The organism is Arthrobacter sp. ERGS1:01, assembly GCF_001281315.1.
In the GTDB taxonomy this organism is placed as follows: domain Bacteria; phylum Actinomycetota; class Actinomycetes; order Actinomycetales; family Micrococcaceae; genus Specibacter.
This window is the reverse complement of sequence record NZ_CP012479.1, coordinates 128,777-147,374: the sequence shown is the minus strand read 5'-3', so window position 1 is coordinate 147,374 and position 18,598 is coordinate 128,777. Positions and strand designations below refer to the sequence as shown.

The 18,598-nt window shown below is 66.2% G+C and carries 18 protein-coding genes; 12 read left to right on the top strand and 6 right to left on the bottom strand.

Annotation, left to right across the window (positions count from 1 at the left end):
• The 5 genes from AL755_RS04675 (at nt 1) to AL755_RS04655 (ending at nt 6,536) form a co-directional block, all read left to right on the top strand.
• Nucleotides 1–2,409, top strand: coding sequence for a helicase-associated domain-containing protein (locus AL755_RS04675; protein ID WP_150117038.1), 2,409 nt, complete (start codon nt 1–3; stop codon nt 2,407–2,409).
• A complete protein-coding gene (locus AL755_RS04670; RefSeq protein ID WP_054010005.1) occupies nt 2,406–4,121 on the top strand; it encodes a DNA repair helicase XPB in 1,716 nt (571 codons plus the stop codon). The genes AL755_RS04675 and AL755_RS04670 overlap by 4 nt, the downstream gene beginning before the upstream one ends.
• Nucleotides 4,122–4,162: 41 nt before the next feature.
• Nucleotides 4,163–4,957 (top strand): class I SAM-dependent methyltransferase, encoded by a 795-nt coding sequence (locus tag AL755_RS04665; RefSeq protein ID WP_054010004.1) that lies wholly within the window; start codon nt 4,163–4,165, stop codon nt 4,955–4,957.
• A gap of 548 nt (nt 4,958–5,505) precedes the next feature.
• Nucleotides 5,506–5,760, top strand: a complete 255-nt coding sequence (locus AL755_RS23430; RefSeq protein WP_160318854.1) for a hypothetical protein — start codon at nt 5,506–5,508, stop codon at nt 5,758–5,760.
• 386 nt (nt 5,761–6,146) lie between these two features.
• A complete protein-coding gene (locus AL755_RS04655) occupies nt 6,147–6,536 on the top strand; it encodes a hypothetical protein (protein ID WP_054010002.1) in 390 nt (129 codons plus the stop codon).
• Nucleotides 6,537–6,627: 91 nt separating this feature from the next.
• On the opposite strand, the gene AL755_RS04650 is transcribed toward AL755_RS04655, so the two are convergent.
• A complete protein-coding gene (locus AL755_RS04650; protein WP_237762589.1) occupies nt 6,628–7,509 on the bottom strand; it encodes a PhzF family phenazine biosynthesis protein in 882 nt (293 codons plus the stop codon).
• A gap of 101 nt (nt 7,510–7,610) precedes the next feature.
• On the opposite strand from AL755_RS04650, the gene AL755_RS04645 reads away from it, so the two are divergent.
• The 3 genes from AL755_RS04645 to AL755_RS04635 all read left to right on the top strand — a co-directional run bounded on the left by AL755_RS04645 (nt 7,611) and on the right by AL755_RS04635 (nt 9,504).
• Nucleotides 7,611–8,417 carry an isocitrate lyase/PEP mutase family protein gene (locus AL755_RS04645; RefSeq protein WP_054010001.1) on the top strand — a complete coding sequence of 269 codons (807 nt, stop codon included), beginning with the start codon at nt 7,611–7,613 and terminating at the stop codon, nt 8,415–8,417.
• A gap of 107 nt (nt 8,418–8,524) precedes the next feature.
• Nucleotides 8,525–9,040 carry a putative immunity protein gene (locus AL755_RS04640; protein WP_054010000.1) on the top strand — a complete coding sequence of 172 codons (516 nt, stop codon included), beginning with the start codon at nt 8,525–8,527 and terminating at the stop codon, nt 9,038–9,040.
• A 65-nt stretch (nt 9,041–9,105) separates the two neighbouring features.
• A complete protein-coding gene (locus AL755_RS04635) occupies nt 9,106–9,504 on the top strand; it encodes a nuclear transport factor 2 family protein (RefSeq protein WP_054009999.1) in 399 nt (132 codons plus the stop codon).
• 55 nt (nt 9,505–9,559) lie between these two features.
• Here AL755_RS04635 and AL755_RS04630 read toward each other — a convergent pair whose 3' ends face one another.
• Entirely contained in the window at nt 9,560–9,841 is a 282-nt protein-coding gene (locus AL755_RS04630) for a GNAT family N-acetyltransferase (protein WP_150117036.1), read from the bottom strand.
• A 476-nt stretch (nt 9,842–10,317) separates the two neighbouring features.
• Here AL755_RS04630 and AL755_RS04625 point away from each other — a divergent pair, with 476 nt between their 5' ends.
• The 3 genes from AL755_RS04625 (at nt 10,318) to AL755_RS04610 (ending at nt 13,042) form a co-directional block, all read left to right on the top strand.
• Entirely contained in the window at nt 10,318–10,764 is a 447-nt protein-coding gene (locus AL755_RS04625; RefSeq protein ID WP_054009997.1) for a hypothetical protein, read from the top strand.
• Nucleotides 10,765–11,005: 241 nt separating this feature from the next.
• Nucleotides 11,006–11,800, top strand: coding sequence for a VOC family protein (locus AL755_RS04620; RefSeq protein ID WP_054009996.1), 795 nt, complete (start codon nt 11,006–11,008; stop codon nt 11,798–11,800).
• A gap of 588 nt (nt 11,801–12,388) precedes the next feature.
• The gene (locus tag AL755_RS04610) at nt 12,389–13,042 is read left to right on the top strand and encodes a DUF402 domain-containing protein (protein WP_160318853.1); all 654 of its coding nucleotides are present in this window, start codon (nt 12,389–12,391) and stop codon (nt 13,040–13,042) included.
• A gap of 19 nt (nt 13,043–13,061) precedes the next feature.
• Here AL755_RS04610 and AL755_RS04605 read toward each other — a convergent pair whose 3' ends face one another.
• From AL755_RS04605 to AL755_RS04590, 4 genes are all read right to left on the bottom strand, one after another.
• On the bottom strand, nt 13,062–13,862 hold the full coding sequence (locus tag AL755_RS04605; protein ID WP_082368914.1) for a maleylpyruvate isomerase family mycothiol-dependent enzyme: 801 nt from the start codon (nt 13,860–13,862) through the stop codon (nt 13,062–13,064).
• Nucleotides 13,859–14,509, bottom strand: coding sequence for a TetR/AcrR family transcriptional regulator (locus AL755_RS24270; protein ID WP_054009992.1), 651 nt, complete (start codon nt 14,507–14,509; stop codon nt 13,859–13,861). The genes AL755_RS04605 and AL755_RS24270 overlap by 4 nt, the downstream gene beginning before the upstream one ends.
• Nucleotides 14,510–14,581: 72 nt before the next feature.
• The gene (locus tag AL755_RS04595; RefSeq protein ID WP_054009991.1) at nt 14,582–16,006 is read right to left on the bottom strand and encodes a sulfatase family protein; all 1,425 of its coding nucleotides are present in this window, start codon (nt 16,004–16,006) and stop codon (nt 14,582–14,584) included.
• Between the two features lie 47 nt (nt 16,007–16,053).
• The gene (locus AL755_RS04590; protein ID WP_082368913.1) at nt 16,054–16,881 is read right to left on the bottom strand and encodes a sugar phosphate isomerase/epimerase family protein; all 828 of its coding nucleotides are present in this window, start codon (nt 16,879–16,881) and stop codon (nt 16,054–16,056) included.
• Nucleotides 16,882–17,029: 148 nt separating this feature from the next.
• On the opposite strand from AL755_RS04590, the gene AL755_RS04585 reads away from it, so the two are divergent.
• Complete coding sequence (locus tag AL755_RS04585) at nt 17,030–18,502, top strand: sulfatase-like hydrolase/transferase (protein ID WP_054009989.1); 1,473 nt, start codon at nt 17,030–17,032, stop codon at nt 18,500–18,502.
• Nucleotides 18,503–18,598: the final 96 nt, after the last annotated feature.

The window sequence follows — 18,598 nt, the reverse complement described above, 5'->3', positions numbered from 1 at the left end:
ATGTCCACCCTTGAGCAGCTGACCGCCGACCTTGCCTCCCGGGACGACGCCGCCCTGCTGGCGCTGCTGCGACTCCGCCCCGAGCTGATGGAGCCCCCGGCCGCCGATTTCGCGGCCCTGGCCGCCCGGGCCACGAGCCGTGCCGGATTGGCCCGGGCCCTGGACCGCCTCAACCAGCCCCAGCTGCAGCTACTCACGGCGCTGACCGTCATTGCCGAACCCGACGCCGCCTTCCCCGGTGCCACGGCGGAAATGCTCGCCGCTGCGGCCGACGGCGCCACGGCCGCTCAGGCGGCCTCCCTTGCGGCTCAACTGTGCCGGCTCGCCCTCGTCGTGCCCGCCCCGGCCCCCGAGCATGCAGGACCGGACGACGCCGGCGGCCCCCGGTTCCTGCCCGTCACCAATGTGCGCGAGATGTTGGGCGCGCATCCCGCCGGACTCGGCCGCAGCTACCGCGAGCTGGCCGCCGCGCTGCCCGGCGGCCGGGACGCCCTTGACCGTGCCGTCGCAACGGCAGGCCCGGCCGGACCGGGCGCCCAGTCCGCGCAGTCCGCGCAGGATGCCGTGTTCGCCGGGGCGCCGGACGGAACGGCGGAGCTGCTGGCCAAACTTGTCCCCGGGCCTCCGCTGGGCGTTGTGGGCACGGCCTCGCGCGGCCCCGTGGACTGGCTGCTGGGCCGCGGCCTGCTGGCCGCCGTTGACAAGCAGCACGTGGAGCTTCCCCGCGAGGTGGGCCTGCTGCTGCGCGGCGGCCACGTCATCACGCACTTTGAGGACGCTCCCCCGGCCGTCAAGCTCGCAACCGTGCGGATCTCCCTGCGTGACAACGCCGCCCTGAGCGCCGTCGCGGCGCTGTTGCGCACCATGTCCAGGTTGCTGGATTCCGTGGCCCGCACGCCGTTGCCCACCTTGCGCACCGGCGGCGTGGGCGTGCGCCCGGTCCGCGGTGCGGCCAAGGACATGGACGTCGATGTAGCACAGTCGTACTTTTATCTGGAGCTGGCCGCCATGGCCGGGCTCATCGTCCTGGACCCGGACTCCTCCCAGTGGCGGGCCGATGCACAGGGCTGGCTGGAGCGCGAGCGTGCCGAACAGTGGCTGTGGCTCGTTTCGGCCTGGCTCGACGCCGACCGGATGCCCTCCCTCATCGGCACCGGACAGCCCGTGGTCACGGTCCTCGGCGGCGGAGTCCACCGCCCCGACGCCGCCTATCTGCGCGCCACGGTCCTTGGGGTGCTCGCCACCCTGCGGCCGGAACGCGTCGAGGAGGCGAAGCATCCGAAGGTGCCGGCGCCGACCGCCGAACAGCTGGCCGCGCACTATGCCTGGCACCACCCCCGCCCGGCCCGCCGCATCTCCCGGGCCCTGCCCGGTTTCCTGGCCGAGGCCGAGATCCTGGGCCTCACCGGGGCGGGCGCCCTCACCGAGACGGGCGCATCCGTGATCGCCCGCGACTGGGACGCCGCCATCGCGCTCGTGGCCCCGGCCCTGCCGAAGCCCGTGGACCATGTCCTGCTGCAGGGCGACCTCACGGCCATCGCCCCCGGATACCTGTCCCCCGCACTGTCCGCCGAACTGACGCTGCTCGCGGACCAGGAGGGCGCGGGCGCGGCCGGCGTTCACCGCTTTAGCGCCGCGTCCATCCAGCGCGGGCTGTCCTCCGGCCGTTCCGCCGCGGACATCCTTGACTTCCTCACCGAGCACTCCGCCACGCCCATCCCGCAGCCGCTGGAGTACCTGGTCAACGACACCGCGGCCCGCCACGGCCGGATTACCCTCGGGGCCGCCGCCACGTTCATCACCGCGGACGACGCCGGCCGCCTCGCCGAACTGCTGGCCGGGGACGTTGCCGTGCGGCTGGGCCTCACGGCGATTGCCCCCACGGTCGCCGTCTCCGCACGGCCCCCGGCCGAGGTGGCCAGAGCACTTCGCGCCGCCGGCGTGTCCCCGGCTGTGCTCGGAGGGACCCAAGCCGTGCAAGAGACCACCGGGCGTGGCAGCGCGGCCCCGGAGACCGGGGCGCACGCCGCGATGGCGCCGTATGAAGCAGCCCGGATCCTGGCGGGCCTCACGGATGACGATGGGGACGCCGTCGTCGTGCCCCTGGACCCGGCACGGGAACAGTTGGCGCTGCTGCGCAGCCGCCCCGCATGGAGCCCCGGACTGGGCGAATCGGCCACGGCGCTGGTGCTGGAACGGCTGCGGAGGGCCGTGGACACTGATTCGCTGGTGCTCCTGATGACGGCGGCCGCCGATGGCCAGGCGGAACGGCTGCTGGTGCGGGCGCTCTCGCTAGCGGAGGGGCGCCTGCGCGTGGCGGGGCCCGACGGCGGGTGGGAGCGCTGGATTCCGGCCAGCCGGATCATCGATGCGGAGTTGGTGGCCGACGCCACGGAAGGGACACCATGAACGACGGACCGCTGATCGTCCAGAGCGACAAGACCATCCTGCTGGAGACCGGGCACCCGCAGGCCACCGAGGCGCGCCACGCGATTGCCGCGTTTGCGGAGCTGGAGCGGGCGCCGGAGCACATGCACAGCTACCGGATCACCCCGCTGGGCCTGTGGAATGCGCGCGCCGCCGGGCTCGACGCCGAACAGGTCCTGGACACGCTGTTGCGGTACTCGCGCTTCCCCGTCCCGCACCCGCTGCTGATTGACATTGCCGAGACCATGTCCCGCTACGGGCGGCTGCGGCTGGAGAAGGACCCCATTCACGGGCTGGTCATGCGCACCACCGACTTCCCCGTCCTGGAGGAGGTCATGCACGCCAAGAAGATCGCGCCGTTGCTGGGCCCGCGCATCGATGCCGAAACCGTGGTGGTGCATTCCTCCCAGCGCGGCGAGCTCAAGCAGTTGCTGCTCAAGGCGGGCTGGCCGGCGGAGGATCTGGCCGGATACGTCGACGGCACGCCGCACCCCATCGCCCTGACGTCCGGGGACGCCGACGCCGTGGACGGAAGCGGGGCGACGCTCGGCGCCTGGTCGCTGCGGCCGTACCAGGCGATGGCGGTGGACAACTTCTGGGCCGGCGGATCCGGCGTCGTCGTGCTGCCCTGCGGGGCGGGGAAGACAATCGTGGGGGCCGCAGCCATGGCCGTCTCTGGCACCACCACGCTGATCCTGGTCACGAACACGGTGTCGGCGCGGCAGTGGAAGGCCGAGCTGCTCAAGCGGACCTCGTTGACGGAGGCGGAGATCGGCGAATATTCCGGTGCCGCGAAGGAGGTCCGGCCCGTCACGATCGCCACGTACCAGGTCCTGACCACGCGCCGCGGCGGCCTGTTCCCGCATCTGGAACTGCTCAATGACAACGACTGGGGCCTGATCATCTACGACGAGGTGCACCTGCTGCCGGCACCCATCTTCCGCATGACCGCGGATTTGCAGGCCCGGCGCCGGCTGGGACTGACCGCAACCCTGGTGCGCGAGGACGGCCGCGAGGGCGAGGTGTTCAGCCTGATCGGCCCGAAACGCTATGACGCTCCGTGGAAGGACATCGAGGCGCAGGGCTACATCGCCCCGGCCGACTGCGTGGAGGTGCGGATCGACCTGCCGCAGGACGAGCGCATGGCCTACGCCATGGCCGACGACGCCGACAAGTACCGCCTGTGCGCAACCTCCGAGAGCAAGTCGGCCGTAGTGGAACGGTTGGTGGAGGCCCACTCCGGCGAACAAATCCTTGTTATCGGCCAGTACATCGACCAGCTTGACGAGCTCGCCGAACGGCTGGACGCGCCGCTGATCAAGGGTGAAACATCGGTCAGGAAGCGGCAGCAGCTATTTGAGGAGTTCCGGCAGGGCATCGTGAAGACGCTGGTCGTCTCGAAGGTGGCGAACTTCTCCATCGACCTGCCCGAGGCCTCCGTGGCCATCCAGGTCTCCGGCTCCTTTGGTTCGCGGCAGGAGGAGGCACAGCGTTTGGGCAGGCTCATGCGCCCCAAAGCCGACTGCCGGACGGCACGGTTCTACACCCTGGTGGCACGGGATACGGTGGACGCCGATTTTGCCGCCAAGCGCCAACGGTTCCTGGCCGAGCAGGGCTACGCCTACCGGATCCTCGACGCCGCCGACGTCCCGGGCCCTGGAATTGGCAAAGCCACGGACGGCACGGCGGAGTAGGATCAACAACCACAGGATTGCGCTCAATGAGTGGAGGCGTCATGGGGTACGAAGAGTCGGTGGCCGCACACTACGGCAGCACCAATGTGGAGGAACTACTCCTAGCCGCGCTGGCCCGTGACGGCAAGGATCCCGAGCATTTTGAGCCCGCCGACCTCCACGGCGCCGACCAGCTCCACATTGGCGGACCCATCGCAACCACCCGGGTGGCCGGGCGCGCCGGCATTGCCCAGGGACACCGCGTGCTGGACATCGGTTCCGGCATGGGCGGGGTGGCCCGGCACCTGGCGGCCGACTTTGGCGCAATCGTGCACGGCGTCGACCTCACCCCGGAGTTCGTGACGGCCGCGAGATCGCTGACGGAGCGGACGGGGCTTTCGGAGGCGGTCACTTTCAGCCAGGGCAGTGCGCTGGCGCTTCCGCTGGCCGATTCCACCTTTGACGCGGCCGTCATGATCCATGTGGGCATGAACATCCGCGACAAGGACAAGGTGCTGACCGAGGCAGCCCGGGTGCTGCGCCCCGGCGGAATCATGGCCGTCTACGACGTGATGCTGGTGGGCGGCGACGCCGAGGACTACCCGTTGCCCTGGGCGGATACCGCGGACACCTCCTTTGTGCAGCCGCCGCTGGCCTACAGTGATGCCTTGTCCCAGGCCGGTTTTGAGGTGGACGTCGAGGCCAAAACGCTCAATGAGGGGATTGAATTCCTGGAACGGGCGATCGCCTCGGGCGGGCCCGCAGGCGTAGCCGTACCGGCCCTCGCCAATCTGCTGGCGGCATTCCGCGCGGGCATACTTGCACCCGTGGAGATCTACGCGCACCTGCCGGGCTGAGTTGGCGGTCCCATTCTTGTTCGTGATGAGACTCGATGGAGACTATGCGTTGGCCATTCGATGAAACCCGTAGTAGCTCGTGCCCAAACGACCACGTAGTGCGCGTGAAGTGACTTTGGATATTCGTCTTAGCGGTCCCTTTTTGTGCTGAAGTCGCCTATTGCGTCGGCTTTCCCTGTAGGAGTGCGGCGGGGCGGAGTCGGACGACAGTCCTGTAACCTGACGGCATGTCACGTACAGGGATTGATACGGAGGGCCGCCAGTCATTTTCCCTTGTCGGAATGATAGTTTTCGGGGTCCTCTATGTGCTCATTGGATGCGTGGCATGGGCCTCTTCGTCGACAATCCGGCCATTTCTTCCGTGGGTGTGGCTCCTTGTTCCGGCGCTATTGACGATCATCTTTCTTACCGTGGCTCATCGTGCAGCCAGACGACGGGTGCGAGAACAAGCTAGCCGTTCAAACGGAGGCTTGCCGGCCTGGACCGCATACGTTGAGCCGTCATCGGCCTCGGTACTCTACGGGGTGACGATCCGGGGCGGAAATGTGATGATGCCCGGAACCATCACGCTTCAGGGCGATACGCTGGTCTGGCAGTTTCGAAAGACCCGCGAATCCTCGCCCCTGTCACGGCCGATCGAGTGGAACCTGGGCGATCCTGTGGAGTTGCACAGATTCCGCAGCATTGGACGCAAAGGCATGTTGACCCTGCCATGCTCCGGTGGCATCGAGGCGCACATCTCCATTGAGAACGTCGAGGATTTCAGTAACGTCACGGGAATCGCCCTCGGCGCCCGAGCCTGAATAGACTCCGGCCAAAGCAAGCCGCCGGCACAACCGCACAATAGAAAAACATGACCAGGGCCTATTCTCGGTTGGCGCTAACGTCCGTTCATAATGCCGGGTTCGGGATCAATTGCCCAAAGCGCGCTCCAACCAGCGTGCCGCAACCGGGTGCCGGCCTTCCATTTGGCGAACTAGTGCAGAATGGGCTCATGTATGGACGAGACGTAGCTGCCCGGAAGAGCTTTCAGAAGAAGAGTAAAGCCACCGCTGTTTCACTGGGTTTGTTGTTGGCCCTCGTTGCAACTGGCTGCGACAGCACAGCTGGGGCAGTCCCGCCCATACCAACGGCTGTCACTGCGAAGCCCGCATTTACGGCGCCAGTTGATCCACAAGCGGCTGCCGCAATGTCTGCCGAGATCAAAAAGGCAACCCAGGGCTTTAATGAACCGCTGCCGGCAGGTATCCATTGGTTCAAGAAGACGCCGGATCAATTGCTGCAACCCAATACGACATACGAGGACGGGGTTGCGGAGGGCGTTGTTGCCTTCTACTGGCTCTGCTCGTGGGAAAAGTCCTATCTGGACGCCGTTGGGAAATCTGACAAGAAAGCAGCAGCTTCTTCCCTCGCGCAGCTCGGCAAATGGGAGTCTTTGCCTTTTGCGCAGAGCTCCATTAGCGATCCGGACCATGGGTGGGAGAAAGCAATTCTTACCCCCGCCAAGCAGGGCGATCCCACTGCGATGCGATCGAGCTTCGACAGTGATTGTCTGGTGTACACAGCCAATAACCCCTAGTCGGCACCGGCAGCTCGTTCGTTCTACTTACCGGGGCAGGCTCGTAGGCGACTTTAGATCTTCCGGGGAGTCGTCGTCGAATACTGGTGAGCTACAGTCGGACAGTTCCCTCGATGCAGTTCGTGACATGCCCGCCAACCCAGATTTTCTCATCGTGGACGCTGACATGCACCCGGCCCTGGCGTCCCAGAACGGTCCCCTGGGCTGCGGTGTAGGGTGGGCTGGCCGAGGCTGTATCAATCATCCATCGGGCAAGGCCCGCGTTGAGGCTACCTGTCACGGGATCTTCCCACACCGGGTCTCCTCCGACGAACGCGCGAACTTCAAACTGGGTTTCCCCACTGGGCTCGTGAGGGCCCACGACTCCAATTTCAAGGTCACCGGCTTTCCCCGGATCAGGCCGAAGGTCCAGAACCTCTCGCGCTGATGAAAGCCGGACCCCAATCCACTGCGGACCATTGACCAACCATGACGCATCAACAATTTGGTCTCGGGAGATACCCAAGGTCAAGGAAATGCGTTCCACGATCGATTCTTCAACAGGGCCATACCGGGTGAGGGGTGGAGCCTCGAAAGCCAACTGGTCATCCGAGACCCTAACCGGGATCAGACCTGCCGCGCACTCTTGAACGACCATTCCACCGGGCCTCACTGATCCACCAGCATTCAGCCATGCCTTGGCGGATCCAAGTGTTGGATGACCGGCAAAGGGCAGTTCCTCCTTGGCGGAGAAAATCCGCACACGATAGCCGGCCTGCGGACTACTCGGGGTGAGGAGAAACGTCGTTTCAGACAGGTTCGTCCAGTTCGCGAACCGCTGCATCTCCTCAGTGCTCAAATCATCGGCGTCGTGGACCACCGCCAACGCGTTTCCCCGATAAGCCTCGCGGGAGAAGACGTCGACTTCACTGTATCGGCGCGTTTTCATGGCGCCCCTGTAACAGAGGGTCATGCCGACGCTGCCGCGTTTCATGCCATCACTCTCATGCAACACCCGGGCGCAGCTCCCACCAGCCGGGCCGGCGCGTTGCGGCCGCTTCCCTTCGGAGGAACGCGGTGTGGTGGAATAAGCAGATGACTACCCAGGACGCGCTTGCCCGCAATTTCTCCCAACTCCACGTCTCAGGGAATCCGCTGATTCTGCCGAATGCGTGGGATGCCGCGTCGGCTCGCGTGGTGGCATCGGCCGGCGCGCAGGCTATTGCGACCACAAGCGCCGGAATCTCCTGGGCCCTCGGGTTCCGCGACGGTGAACATTTGCCACGCGAACTGGCGCTGGAAAGCGTGGCCCGCATCGTGCGGGTTGCCGGCGTTCCCATCACCGCAGACATTGAGGCCGGATTCGGTGGCACGCCCGCCGACGTCGCTGAATCCGTGGCCGAATTCATCGGTGTTGGCGTCGTCGGCATCAATTTGGAAGACTCCCTTCGCCCCATGGAGGAGCAGGTCGAACGGATCCAGGCCGCACGCACGGCCGCGGACAACGCCCGAGTACCGCTGTTCATCAATGCCCGCATCGACACGCATCGACTCCCTGCCATCGACGATTCGCTATGGCTGGAGGAGACCATCCAGCGCGCACGCGCCTATGCCAGTGCGGGCGCAAGCGGAATCTTCGTCCTGGGATCCCTTCGGTCAGAAACGATCCAGACCCTTGTCCGGACACTGGACCAGCCGGTGAATGTTGCGTTCGGTCCAGGCACATTGTCCATCCGCGAACTCGCGACGGCGGGCGCAAGCCGGATCAGCGCGGGCTCTTCCATCGCGGAAGCTGCCTACGGTTACGTAAGCCAGGCCGCCACGGAGATGCTCTCGGCCGCCGCAACGGTCATCGAGCCCCCGGCACTAGGCTATTCGGAGCTCAACCGGATAATCGGCTAAAGGCCAATAATCTGTGTATCCCTTCTTCAAACAGGGTGGAGGGTTGGCCCGAGGCTGCCTCGCTACGAGACCGCCATCGCGACGTGCTCTCGGCGTAAGGTGGCCGCATGATCCTTCCCGCTGTTCGTGACCCTCGGCTCGTGAGCATCCGCCGCGGCGGGACACTCACCGAAACCGACCACCGGCTGCTGGCAGTATGGGCGGCCACCTGCGCCGAACACGTGCTGCCCCTGTTTGAGGAATCGAATAACGGGGACACCCGGCCTCGTGACGCCATTGAAGCGGCACGGACTTGGGCTCGCGGCCAGGCAAAGATGATGGAAACCCGTGCGATCGGAGGGCACGCAATGGGTGCCGCACGCCCACTGAGGGGCGCAGCGCGCTTCGCAGCGTACGCAGCCGGCCAGGCAGCCTGCGTGGCCCATGTTCCCGAGCACGACCTTGGTGCCGCTGCCTACGCCATCAAGGCAGTCCAGGCCGCAGCGCCCCGAGGGAAGGAGAAGGAGGCAGGCCGGGCGGAGCGTGACTGGCAGCGCCGGCAGATTCCCGACAGCCTCCGGGACCTCGTCCTGGAAGACCAAGCCCGCCGCAACGACATCTGCTGGTCCGTCTTCAACGACTGATCCCGGTCACCTTGCCATGTAGTGTTTCCATTTCCGGTCGCCCTGCTCACTGAAAGACTGACGCCATGACGCTGACCACCGATGATCGCCTCGCAATCCACGAACTGCTGTCCTTGCACGGACACTTGATGGATTCGGGCGACCTCGATCACCTCGACCAGCTGTTCACACTCGACGTCGTCTACGACTTGTCACCGTTGGGTGCCGGAATGCTGCATGGAATCGACGCAATCAGAAGGGCCGCACAACAGCTGGGCGACAAGAATCCGGTTGCCCATCACGTCACCAATGTGGTCATCGGGCAAGGCGAGGGAAAGGTCACGGCCCGCTCCAAAGGGATCGGCATTCGAGCCGACGGGTCCGTAGGAAGCGTGGTGTATGACGATGAGCTGCAGCAGACTCCAAACGGCTGGCGCATCTCGCGTCGACGGATTTCACCTCGGCGGGAACCCCTCACGCCCTAGCGGCGCATCCGTCCCAGGACCGCCAACTTCAGCACCGTCCCAAGGCATGCGCGTTCTACTTCTTGTACTCAAAGCTCCTGACGAGCAGCTCTTCGGCCGGCACAAATCCGTGCCTGGCATAAAAGTTCTGTGATTCATCCGAAGGTGACAGAACCATGCGGGCCGCCTGGATGTCCTGGGAGAACTCAATAGCAGCATCCAGGAGCCGGCCTCCCACTCCCACAAGAGCCCCATCGTCGTCTGCGACGAACATCGTCCGGGGGTTGTCTGCTTCCCAGCTGCGGAAAGCCTGGTCAAAGTTCGGATCCTCGACCGGCACACCCATCTGCTCCTCCACCCACGCGCCGACCAGCTGCGTTCCGCCACTAAGCCAGGCCCCCGGTCAGTGTCCCTTCGATCCAGTTAGAGAGACGTACCTGCGGCTGCGGGAGCGTCCAACAACTGCAACGTGCCAACCCTCTGGTAATCAGAATCCATCAGACCGTGCTCGGCCGCCTGTCTGCCATAAGGTTCTCCGCCGGCGGCCACTAGACTGGTTGGCTTCGGCCAGATGGGTCGGCACAGTATTGGCGGAATTTCGTGGGCGGATTTTGCAGGACAATAACGACGGCGGCACTCGGGCTTGCGCTGGCGGGTGCACTGGGTGGTTGTACTCCAATGCAGCCACCGCCGCCCACGGCAAGCCAATCCCCGGAATCAGTCCTTGGCGCCAGCTGTCCACCGTTGGCTCCAGACGCGGTCAAAGCAGTCAGAATCCCGCAGGGCACCCCTGAAGAAACGATCACCAGCGTCCTGAATTCCTACAGCTCGTGGATGAATGCCGGAACGGACATTCTGAGGGGCTGGGTCCACACGGCAGGCACCGTGGCGGAGCCGTGCGTGGAGGGGCTGGCTGAACAAGGCCGGATCGCCTACTCGCAAACAATCTTCACCACGCAGACCGATGTTGCGTGGCAGGACTACTACGCCGGGCAGGAGAAGCTCACTGCCCAGTCACTGCGCAATGCCCTTGGCGCCAACAAGGCCGACAAAGAGCCTCAAGGGCGCTTTGAGCTGCTCAAGGAAATTTCTTCCAGTGCCACAGAGAACGGAACGTTCCTGAAATTTGATGCCATCTACCGTCCGGCTCCCGGCACGCCGGCAGATCCGACGAACTGGGACGGGCTGGCCAAGCCAACCCGCTGGTACGTGGAGCTGGTGCCCTTCGACGGTTTCCTCATCATTAACTACATCGAGCAGAAGCCGGCAGCAGGATACTGACCCCAACTGGTGTGCGGAGTTGCCCGGAGCCGTCGGCACCGCGCGCTGGCGCCAGGTCCCATATGCCGATTCCAGGCGGAGCTCCCCTTCCCACCCCCCTGGTTCCTAAAATAGAGTCCATACAACGGCCGGGGAATCGCCGGCGCTTCAGCCCCGCACGGCGCGTACTACGCCCAGCCGCGGTGGGAGGTTTTCCCATTCGGGCGTTTGCAACAAAGACATGGATTCGAGGAGCCACGCCATGACCGATACCGTTCCGTACCTCGATGGCACCCCCTGCTGGGTGGAGAGCCTCCAGCCGAACCCCGACGCCGCAGCGGACTTCTACGGCAAGCTGCTGGGCTGGACGTTCGACGACGTTGCCCCCGGCGCATACCGTATGGCGCGGCTCGACGGACAACGTGTTGCGGGCATCGGGCAGGCTCCGGCCATGCTCGACCGGGCCGCCTGGGTAACCTATATCCACGTTGCCGATCTTGACCAGACTGCGGCGGCCGTCTGCGACGCGGGCGGTGCCGTGCCGGCGGGTCCAATGGAAGGCCTGAACGGTGAGCGCACCGCTATATTCACCGATCCAACCGGTGCGGCGTTTGGCGTGCGCCAAGGCGGCGCACCCACCGTGGCCGACGTCGTCGACGTCCCAGGTGCCTGGCAGATGAGCGCACTGCATACGCCCGATCTCCTGGGCGCCCACACGTTCTATGCCCGGATCTTCGGTTGGCGGCTCGAATCTGTTCCCGGCACCGGCATCAACCTGTGGCGCCAGACCGGCAGCACGCGCCGGGCAGCCGACCCGACGCTGCCCGACGACGTCGTCGCGGTCGCCACAGTGGCTGCCCGCGGCTCGGGAGTGCCGCCCCACTGGGCCGTCAACATCAAGGTGGCCGACGCCGATGACCTTGCCGCCCGCGTCGTCGAACTGGGCGGATCGATGCTCATGCCGCCAACTGACGCTCCAGGTTTCCGCAACGCCGTACTGGCCGACCCCGGCGGCGGTGTCCTGGCAGTCAGCCAGATCATCACACCGATCGTCTAGCCCCATCCAAGGTGCGCTATCGGAACCCTTGGTAGAAGGCCTCCGTCCGTGACCCCCCTACTCCCCAGCACGCTTTCGGGTTCCCAACAGGGAACAGCCGGCCAGAGGCGGTGAAGGGTTTTGCTGAACCCTAGCTGGACAAGACACTCGAGGGTAGGGTGTTGAGCAATGCTCCATTTGCGCTGGTCTCGAGGAGTTGGCAGCTGTGAAAGAAATTCGGAACACGCCCCGGTGGGCGCTGATACTCTCCCTTTGCGTGGCCGCGGCGGCAGCCACTTTTGTGGTCATCGGGCTAATCCACACGCTCACTGGTGCGGGGGCAACACAGGTCTTCTTTGACATCGTGATGGCAGCCGCGCTGGCGCTCGGCGCATGGTCCGTCGCAATCAAGGGAAACCCTGCGCTTTCGAGGCGTCGGGCCACCCCGCCCAACCGCCGGAGCCCCCTCGACTGGTAACGTCGGCCCACGTTGTTTTCGGGCGTGACCATATACACCCGGGGCACGGCTCGGGGATATATGGTCGGCGTTCCAACCCTTTGCGGCCTGTTGCCAACGGGCAACGTGCCGCGAACGGCAAAATGGTGAGCATGACTTCTTCCCCAGAGGCGCGTTGGCGGCGCGGCGACACGATCACTTGGACCTACCTGGACCCGACCTTTCCGGATCTGCTCGACCTGAGGCCCGTCACCGTTGTCGCCGACGACGACCGCCACTTGGCGGTATGGCTGGCCCCGGGGACGCGCATGCTCCATCCGGTGATTGCCGACGGGAGAGACATCCGCTCACTCGAAGGAACGGAAATGTTCACCGCACCGCGGGCCCAGGCCGTCAGGGACTGGTCGGGATCCGGAATTCTTGTGGTGTTCCAGCCCGAAACCATGTATTCCGTGTGGTTTTTCAAATCCCCATCGGGGTTGCGAGACTCCTACTACGTCAATATCGAGGCCCCCTTCGTCCGCACTGAACAAGGCATCGAGAGCACTGACCTGGTGCTCGATGTGGTTGTAAAAGCGGATCACAGCTTCAGGTACAAGGACGAGGACGAACTTGCATTCGCCCACCAGGCCGGCGTGCTCTCGTCATCGACGGTTGTGAAGATTCGGCAGGCCGGAGCGGACGCCGTCGAGACTGTGAGCCGCTGGGGCTTTCCCTTTGACGCGGGGTTCGAGACCTTCCAGCCAGACCGTGCCTGGCCGGTACCTGCGCTGCCGGACACGGCCACGTGGGACTTCGAGATCTGAGCCCGGCCTCGCCCTGCGGCTAGAACAAAACCCGCAAGTCCGCCAGCTTCCGTGCCATGTCCAGATCCCCGGAAACAGCCACCGGCTGCGTGTCCGGGGTGCGTCCGGAGAGGGAGCGGCACAGTTCGACGCCGTCAGCCCGCAGTCGAGCGCGCACAGGTGTCGCGCCAAGCTGCCAGAGCCCGGAAATCACGCCCGTCAGTTCCACCTCGACTCCTGGTTCGGCACCCCACTGGATGCCGGCGTCGCGCATTACCTGGCCAACCACCAGAGTCTCCGCTGCCGAGACCGGACGCGGGAGGCCGGTAGCCCGGGCCAGGTCGATGCCATGCATCCAGGCGTCGCGCAGATAGATCACGTTGAACAGGTAACCCAGGCGCAGCGGCGAGGCGCCGGGAGCCATGGTCTTGTCAACGGGGACCCAGGCCAGCGCCGCCGGAAACCTCCGCACCGCCTGGGCCACCGCGGGGATATTGGCCCGGTAACGCCGGCACAGCTCGGCGGTGGAGAGCGCCGCGTGATCCTCCACCTGAACCTGATTGGCCGCGTCAAGGACCGTCATGGCCGGGTATCGGCGCTTTCCGCGCCGGCGCCGGCCCAGCACGACGGGGACGCTCTTGGCGTCCTCCTGCGCGCCCAGCAGGTGGGCGGCCAAATGCCGCACCGTCCAACCGGTGCAGTCGGTGCCGGCGTCCCAATCGGCCGGCGACAGCCCGTCCAGGGAGTCGGCCATGGCCGTCATGACCGCCGTGTAGCCGCCGGCGGCTACCTGGCGCCCGGTCATGGGAAGTGCGGGTACGGGACTTGTTGCGGATTTCATGATGCCCCTTTCGTTGCGGGTGTGTAATGGGCCAGCCACATGGTCACGGCAGGGTCCAGCAGCCGGGCATAGCTGCCCGACCCCGGTGCCGCATGCGGGTCATTGGCGAGCTGTTGGGAGACGACCCCGGCAATCACGGCTGTCAGCAACAGGACGGCGTCCTCGGTGGCCGCGGCCGGGAGCAGGATTCCCCGTTCGACGGCGAGCGTGAGTCGGGCGTGCAGCTCGGCCACTATTGCCTGGCTGGGTGCGTAGGCCTCGGCGGTGGGGACAAATCCGGGAACGGGGCGCCAGTTGAGCAGTTCCGCGGCCACGGGGTTGGCCTGCGACCAGGCGACGTAGGCGCGGGCGCCGGCCCGGAGCGCTGCCACGGCGTCGTTGTCGAAGATGGTGTCGGAGGTGCCGGCCGCTGCACGGACGGCGGCGAGCAGTTCCCCGGCACCCCTGGCAAAGAGTGCGTCATAGAGGGCCAGTTTGGAGGGAAAGTATTCGTAGAGCGATGGTGGTTTCATGCCGACGCTGCGTGCCACCCCGGACAGTGACATGCCGCCCACTCCGTCGCGGGCCATCAGCTCGACGGCGGCGTCGAGGATTTCCTCAATGGTGGCTTGCCGGCGTGCTTTCCGCCGGTCATGCACGGTCTCCATTCCCCCAGTGTGCGCCTAATGGCATTAGGTAAACAAGAGGGTATTAGGTAAATTTCCGGCGATGGAAACCCACTACCCAACGGCAGGCAGGCCCAGCCCCGCCTCCCAATCGTCGTGCAACGCGATGAGTTCGGCCACGAGCCTCGGTTCCTCCGCCCGCAGATCGATGGTTTCCCCGGGGTCCTGCGCCAGATTGGCCAGGAAGTAGCCGGTGCCGGGTTCGGCGTGCTCCACCTGGCGGATCGCCCCGGCCACGGGCGAGCCCGGCTCCACCCAGCTGAGCTTCCAGTCGCCGCGGCGCACCGACCACTGCCAGACGCAGTCCCAGTGGAGCACCTCATGGCCCGGAGCCAAACCGCCGCCTTCTGGCAGCAGATTCAAGCCGTCGCAGTGGGCGTAGGAATCCTGCCGGGCCCCGGCGGCGGCCAAAGCGGTGGGCAGGATGTCCATGGAACTGGCCAGCGCCGTCGTCGTCAATCCCTCCGGCACCCGGCCGGGCCACCTCAGCAGGAACGGGACGCGGACCCCACCCTCCCACAAGGTGTATTTGGTGCCGCGCAGGGGAAGGTTCACGCCGTAGTTGCAGGTGGAGCCGCCGTTGTCGGTCAGGTAGAAGACCATCGTGTCCCGGGCCAGGCCGAGCTCGTCCAGCTGGTCGAGGATGAGGCCGATCTGCGCGTCCATGAGTTCAAGCTGGGCCAGGTAGTACGCCCGGCCATTCTCCAGGTTGGGGCTGACGACGCCGTCATACCAGTCGATGTACTCGCCGGCGCCCGGGTTCCAATCATCAAAGGTAGGAAGTCCGCGCTTCTCCAGTTCCTCGTCAGGGAGCTGCCAGCAAAAGTTGTGGACGGCGTTGAACGCCACGGTTGCCAGGAAGGGCCGCTCCGCATGGTCCGCGACGAACTGCCGGGTGCGCTCCCCGATGGCGTCGGTGAGGAAGCCCTCGAGTTCTTGGGGCTCGTCCCCGTTCCACAGCGGTTGGACGGCCATGGGGTGCGCCGCCTCGCCATAGCCGGCCACGGCCTCCGCGGAGTGGTGCAGGTAGTTCAGCCGGCCCATGGACTCTCCGGCGAGCCCGTAGAAGGATTCGTCGTAGCCGTGATGCGGCGGGGTGCCGCGATCACCGTGGTGTTCGGTGCCGTAGTGGACCTTGCCGAAGTAGCCCGTCGCATAGCCCTCCTCGCGCAGCAGCTCGGCCATGGTGGGTACATCCTCCGGGCACATCTGCGAGTCAGTGAACCAGTGGGCGCCCCACCGCTGCTGGTAGCTTCCCGCCGCCAGGCCAGCCCGCGACGGGGAGCAGATGGGTGCCGTGACGTAGGCGTTGGCATAGGAGGTGCCCTGCCGCGCCAGCCTGTCCAACGCCGGGGTCTTGACGTCGTCCATGATCCCCAGGATGGAGCGGTCGGCGTAGCCGTGGTCATCGGAAACGATGACCAGGATGTTGGGCTTGTCCGCCGGCCGGGCGTGGGCTTCGCTGGGATTCTTGGGCATGGGGTCCTTCCCTGGTTGGAGAGGCTGCGGGCTAGGTTGATGCAGAGCTATGCAAGCACGGCATTGAGCACGGCAAGGGCGTCCGCCAGCGGGGGCAGTTCCGGATGCCAGGTGCGTTCCCATTCCAGGGAGACCCAGGGATCGGTGTCGCCGCGCGTGGCGGCAACTCCCGTAACAAGGTCCCGCATCCGGCGCAGCGGCAGCTCGCCGTCGCCGGGCAGGGTCAGCGTGACGTCGTGGGTTCCCGGGATCCGCAGTCCGTCCTTGAACTGGGCGTAGGCCAGGGAACCGGCCAGCAGTTCCGCCGTCCGCTCCGGCGCCTCATCGTGGCGCCACGGGTGCATGAGGTCCCAAATCACCTTCACGGGGGCGTCCGGCGCCACACCGGCCAGGATTCTTGCAATATCGGAGGCGCGGGGGTGGGAATCATGGGTCTCCAGCAGCAGCTCAACCCCCCGGGCGCGGGCATGTCCGGCGGCCGCGTTGAGCCTTTGGGCACCGAGCGCGTCCGCCGCGGCCAGCTCCTCCGTCATGGAGGCCCCGGAATCCAGCGGCGCAATCCCGGCTCCCGGGAAAACCCGGACGTTGGAAGCCCCGAGATCGGCGGCGAGGTCGATTGCAGCCCTCAGCTCGACGTCGACCTCCCCGCCGGGCGCGCACACCCGCACGTAGCTGGCCAACGTCAGCACCGTCACCCCCGCGCGGGCCAGCTCGGCGGCTACCGCGGCCCGCTCCGCCGCCGACATGGCAGGGTGGATGAACTCGCCGTCGGCGGCCCGCAGCTCAAGGCCGGTGGCCCCGGACGCACGGGCGATTTCCAGGACCTGCTCCAGGGAATCCCCCGGACACCCCAGCGTGGAAAATGCCAATGGCATGGTTTGCCTCTCGTTCTGCCGTTGTGATCGTTCCCCAGCCTATGATGGAAACCGCTTTCCATCAATAACCCCGTCATCGGCAAGTCACTCTTTATTCCTTCTTGAATAGGGTGGTAGGTGTGGAACATCCCGGCCCAAAGGAGCAGCAGTGACCGAGCAGGCAGTCGTCCGGCCCAACATCGTCTTCATCCTCAGCGACGATCAGGGACCCTGGGCGCTGGGGTGCGCCGGCAACCCCGAGATCCGCACGCCGCACCTGGACGCCCTGGCCGCGGAAGGCACCCGCCTGGAGAACTTCTTTTGCGTCTCCCCCGTGTGTTCACCGGCCCGCGCGAGCCTCATGACGGGGCAGATCCCCTCCCGGCACGGCGTCCACGACTACCTGACCGGCGTCGAAGTGGGCCCGCAGGCCCCCGACTACCTGGCCGGGCAGGCGATCTTCACCGACGTCCTGGCAGAGCACGGCTACCGGCTGGGCCTGTCCGGAAAATGGCACCTGGGCGCCAACGACGCCGCGCGCACGGGGTTCGTGCACTGGTACGGGCTGGCGGGCGGCGGCAGCCCCTATGACCGGGCCACCATGTACCGAAACGGCGAGCGCGAGGAAACCAGCGGCTACCTGACCGACGCCATCACGGCCGATGCGCGCGCCTTCCTGGACCGTGAGGCGTCCCGGGAGGAGCCGTTCTTCCTGGCCGTGAACTACACGGCTCCGCACAAGCCGTGGAAGGGCCAGCACCCCCGGGAATTTGAGGATCTGTATGCGGATTGTGCCTTTGAGAGCTGCCCGCAGGAGGAGCCGCACCCGTGGCAGCCCACGGTGGACGGCGTGGCGATTGGCGGGGAGCCCGACGTGCGCGCAGCGTTGGTGGGCTACTTTGCGGCGGTGAGCGCCATGGATGCGGCCGTAGGCGGGCTCCTGGACCATCTGGAGACGCTGGGGATCCGGGAGAACACCTTGGTGGTGTTCAGCAGCGACAACGGCTTCAACTGCGGCCACCACGGCGTGTGGGGCAAGGGCAACGGCACGTTCCCGCAGAATATGTACGACTCCTCCGTCAAGGTCCCGGCAATCTTCCATTGGCCCGGGCGCATCGGCGCCAACTCGGTCAGGACCGAGTTGTTGTCCGCCTATGACATGGCCGCGACCATCCTCGACCTGGCCGGACTGGATCCCGCACCGTTTGAGACCGGCCCCGGCGCGTCCTTCGCCGCCTTGTTGGGCGCGCCCTCGGCGAGCTCCGCAACCCGGGCCGGGGACGCCGTGGTGGTCTATGACGAGTACGGCCCCGTCCGCATGATCCGCACGGCGGAATGGAAGTATGTGCACCGGTACCCGCACGGGCCCCACGAGCTTTACGATCTTGCGGCCGATCCCGGCGAGCGCCGGAACCTGATGGACACCGCCGACGACGCCGGTCCCCGCCCGCCGCTGCCGGAGCTGCGCGCCCAGCTGGCCGGCTGGTTTGCCCGGCATGGTGTGCCCGGGTTCGATGGCGCCGCCCTGCCCGTGGCGGGGGCCGGACAGCACAGCCCCCTGCGTGCACCGGCGCCGGGCCCGGCGTCGGGCCTTGCGGATCCGCTGGGAGCCTTCACGGGCCCCAACTGGGACGGGGCCTGACCCGGCGGCCGGCTCCGGCCGCCCCACGCAGCTGCGCAATACTGCTTTATTCCTCCCTTCCCCGTGGACTTGACTGCTAGATACCGCAGCGGACCC

What these genes read in the sequence shown, in the direction of transcription:
- AL755_RS04640 (WP_054010000.1), top strand. Translation starts at nt 8,525, where the DNA reads ATGATCCTTCCCGCTGTTCGTGACCCTCGGCTCGTGAGCATCCGCCGC.
- AL755_RS24270 (WP_054009992.1), bottom strand. Translation starts at nt 14,509, where the DNA reads ATGGAGACCGTGCATGACCGGCGGAAAGCACGCCGGCAAGCCACCATT.
- AL755_RS04595 (WP_054009991.1), bottom strand. Translation starts at nt 16,006, where the DNA reads ATGCCCAAGAATCCCAGCGAAGCCCACGCCCGGCCGGCGGACAAGCCC.
- AL755_RS04590 (WP_082368913.1), bottom strand. Translation starts at nt 16,881, where the DNA reads ATGCCATTGGCATTTTCCACGCTGGGGTGTCCGGGGGATTCCCTGGAG.
- AL755_RS04635 (WP_054009999.1), top strand. Translation starts at nt 9,106, where the DNA reads ATGACGCTGACCACCGATGATCGCCTCGCAATCCACGAACTGCTGTCC.
- AL755_RS04645 (WP_054010001.1), top strand. Translation starts at nt 7,611, where the DNA reads ATGACTACCCAGGACGCGCTTGCCCGCAATTTCTCCCAACTCCACGTC.
- AL755_RS04610 (WP_160318853.1), top strand. Translation starts at nt 12,389, where the DNA reads ATGACTTCTTCCCCAGAGGCGCGTTGGCGGCGCGGCGACACGATCACT.
- AL755_RS04625 (WP_054009997.1), top strand. Translation starts at nt 10,318, where the DNA reads ATGAATGCCGGAACGGACATTCTGAGGGGCTGGGTCCACACGGCAGGC.
- AL755_RS04650 (WP_237762589.1), bottom strand. Translation starts at nt 7,509, where the DNA reads ATGAAACGCGGCAGCGTCGGCATGACCCTCTGTTACAGGGGCGCCATG.
- AL755_RS04665 (WP_054010004.1), top strand. Translation starts at nt 4,163, where the DNA reads ATGGGGTACGAAGAGTCGGTGGCCGCACACTACGGCAGCACCAATGTG.
- AL755_RS04675 (WP_150117038.1), top strand. Translation starts at nt 1, where the DNA reads ATGTCCACCCTTGAGCAGCTGACCGCCGACCTTGCCTCCCGGGACGAC.
- AL755_RS23430 (WP_160318854.1), top strand. Translation starts at nt 5,506, where the DNA reads ATGATGCCCGGAACCATCACGCTTCAGGGCGATACGCTGGTCTGGCAG.
- AL755_RS04605 (WP_082368914.1), bottom strand. Translation starts at nt 13,862, where the DNA reads ATGAAATCCGCAACAAGTCCCGTACCCGCACTTCCCATGACCGGGCGC.
- AL755_RS04620 (WP_054009996.1), top strand. Translation starts at nt 11,006, where the DNA reads ATGACCGATACCGTTCCGTACCTCGATGGCACCCCCTGCTGGGTGGAG.
- AL755_RS04655 (WP_054010002.1), top strand. Translation starts at nt 6,147, where the DNA reads ATGTCTGCCGAGATCAAAAAGGCAACCCAGGGCTTTAATGAACCGCTG.
- AL755_RS04670 (WP_054010005.1), top strand. Translation starts at nt 2,406, where the DNA reads ATGAACGACGGACCGCTGATCGTCCAGAGCGACAAGACCATCCTGCTG.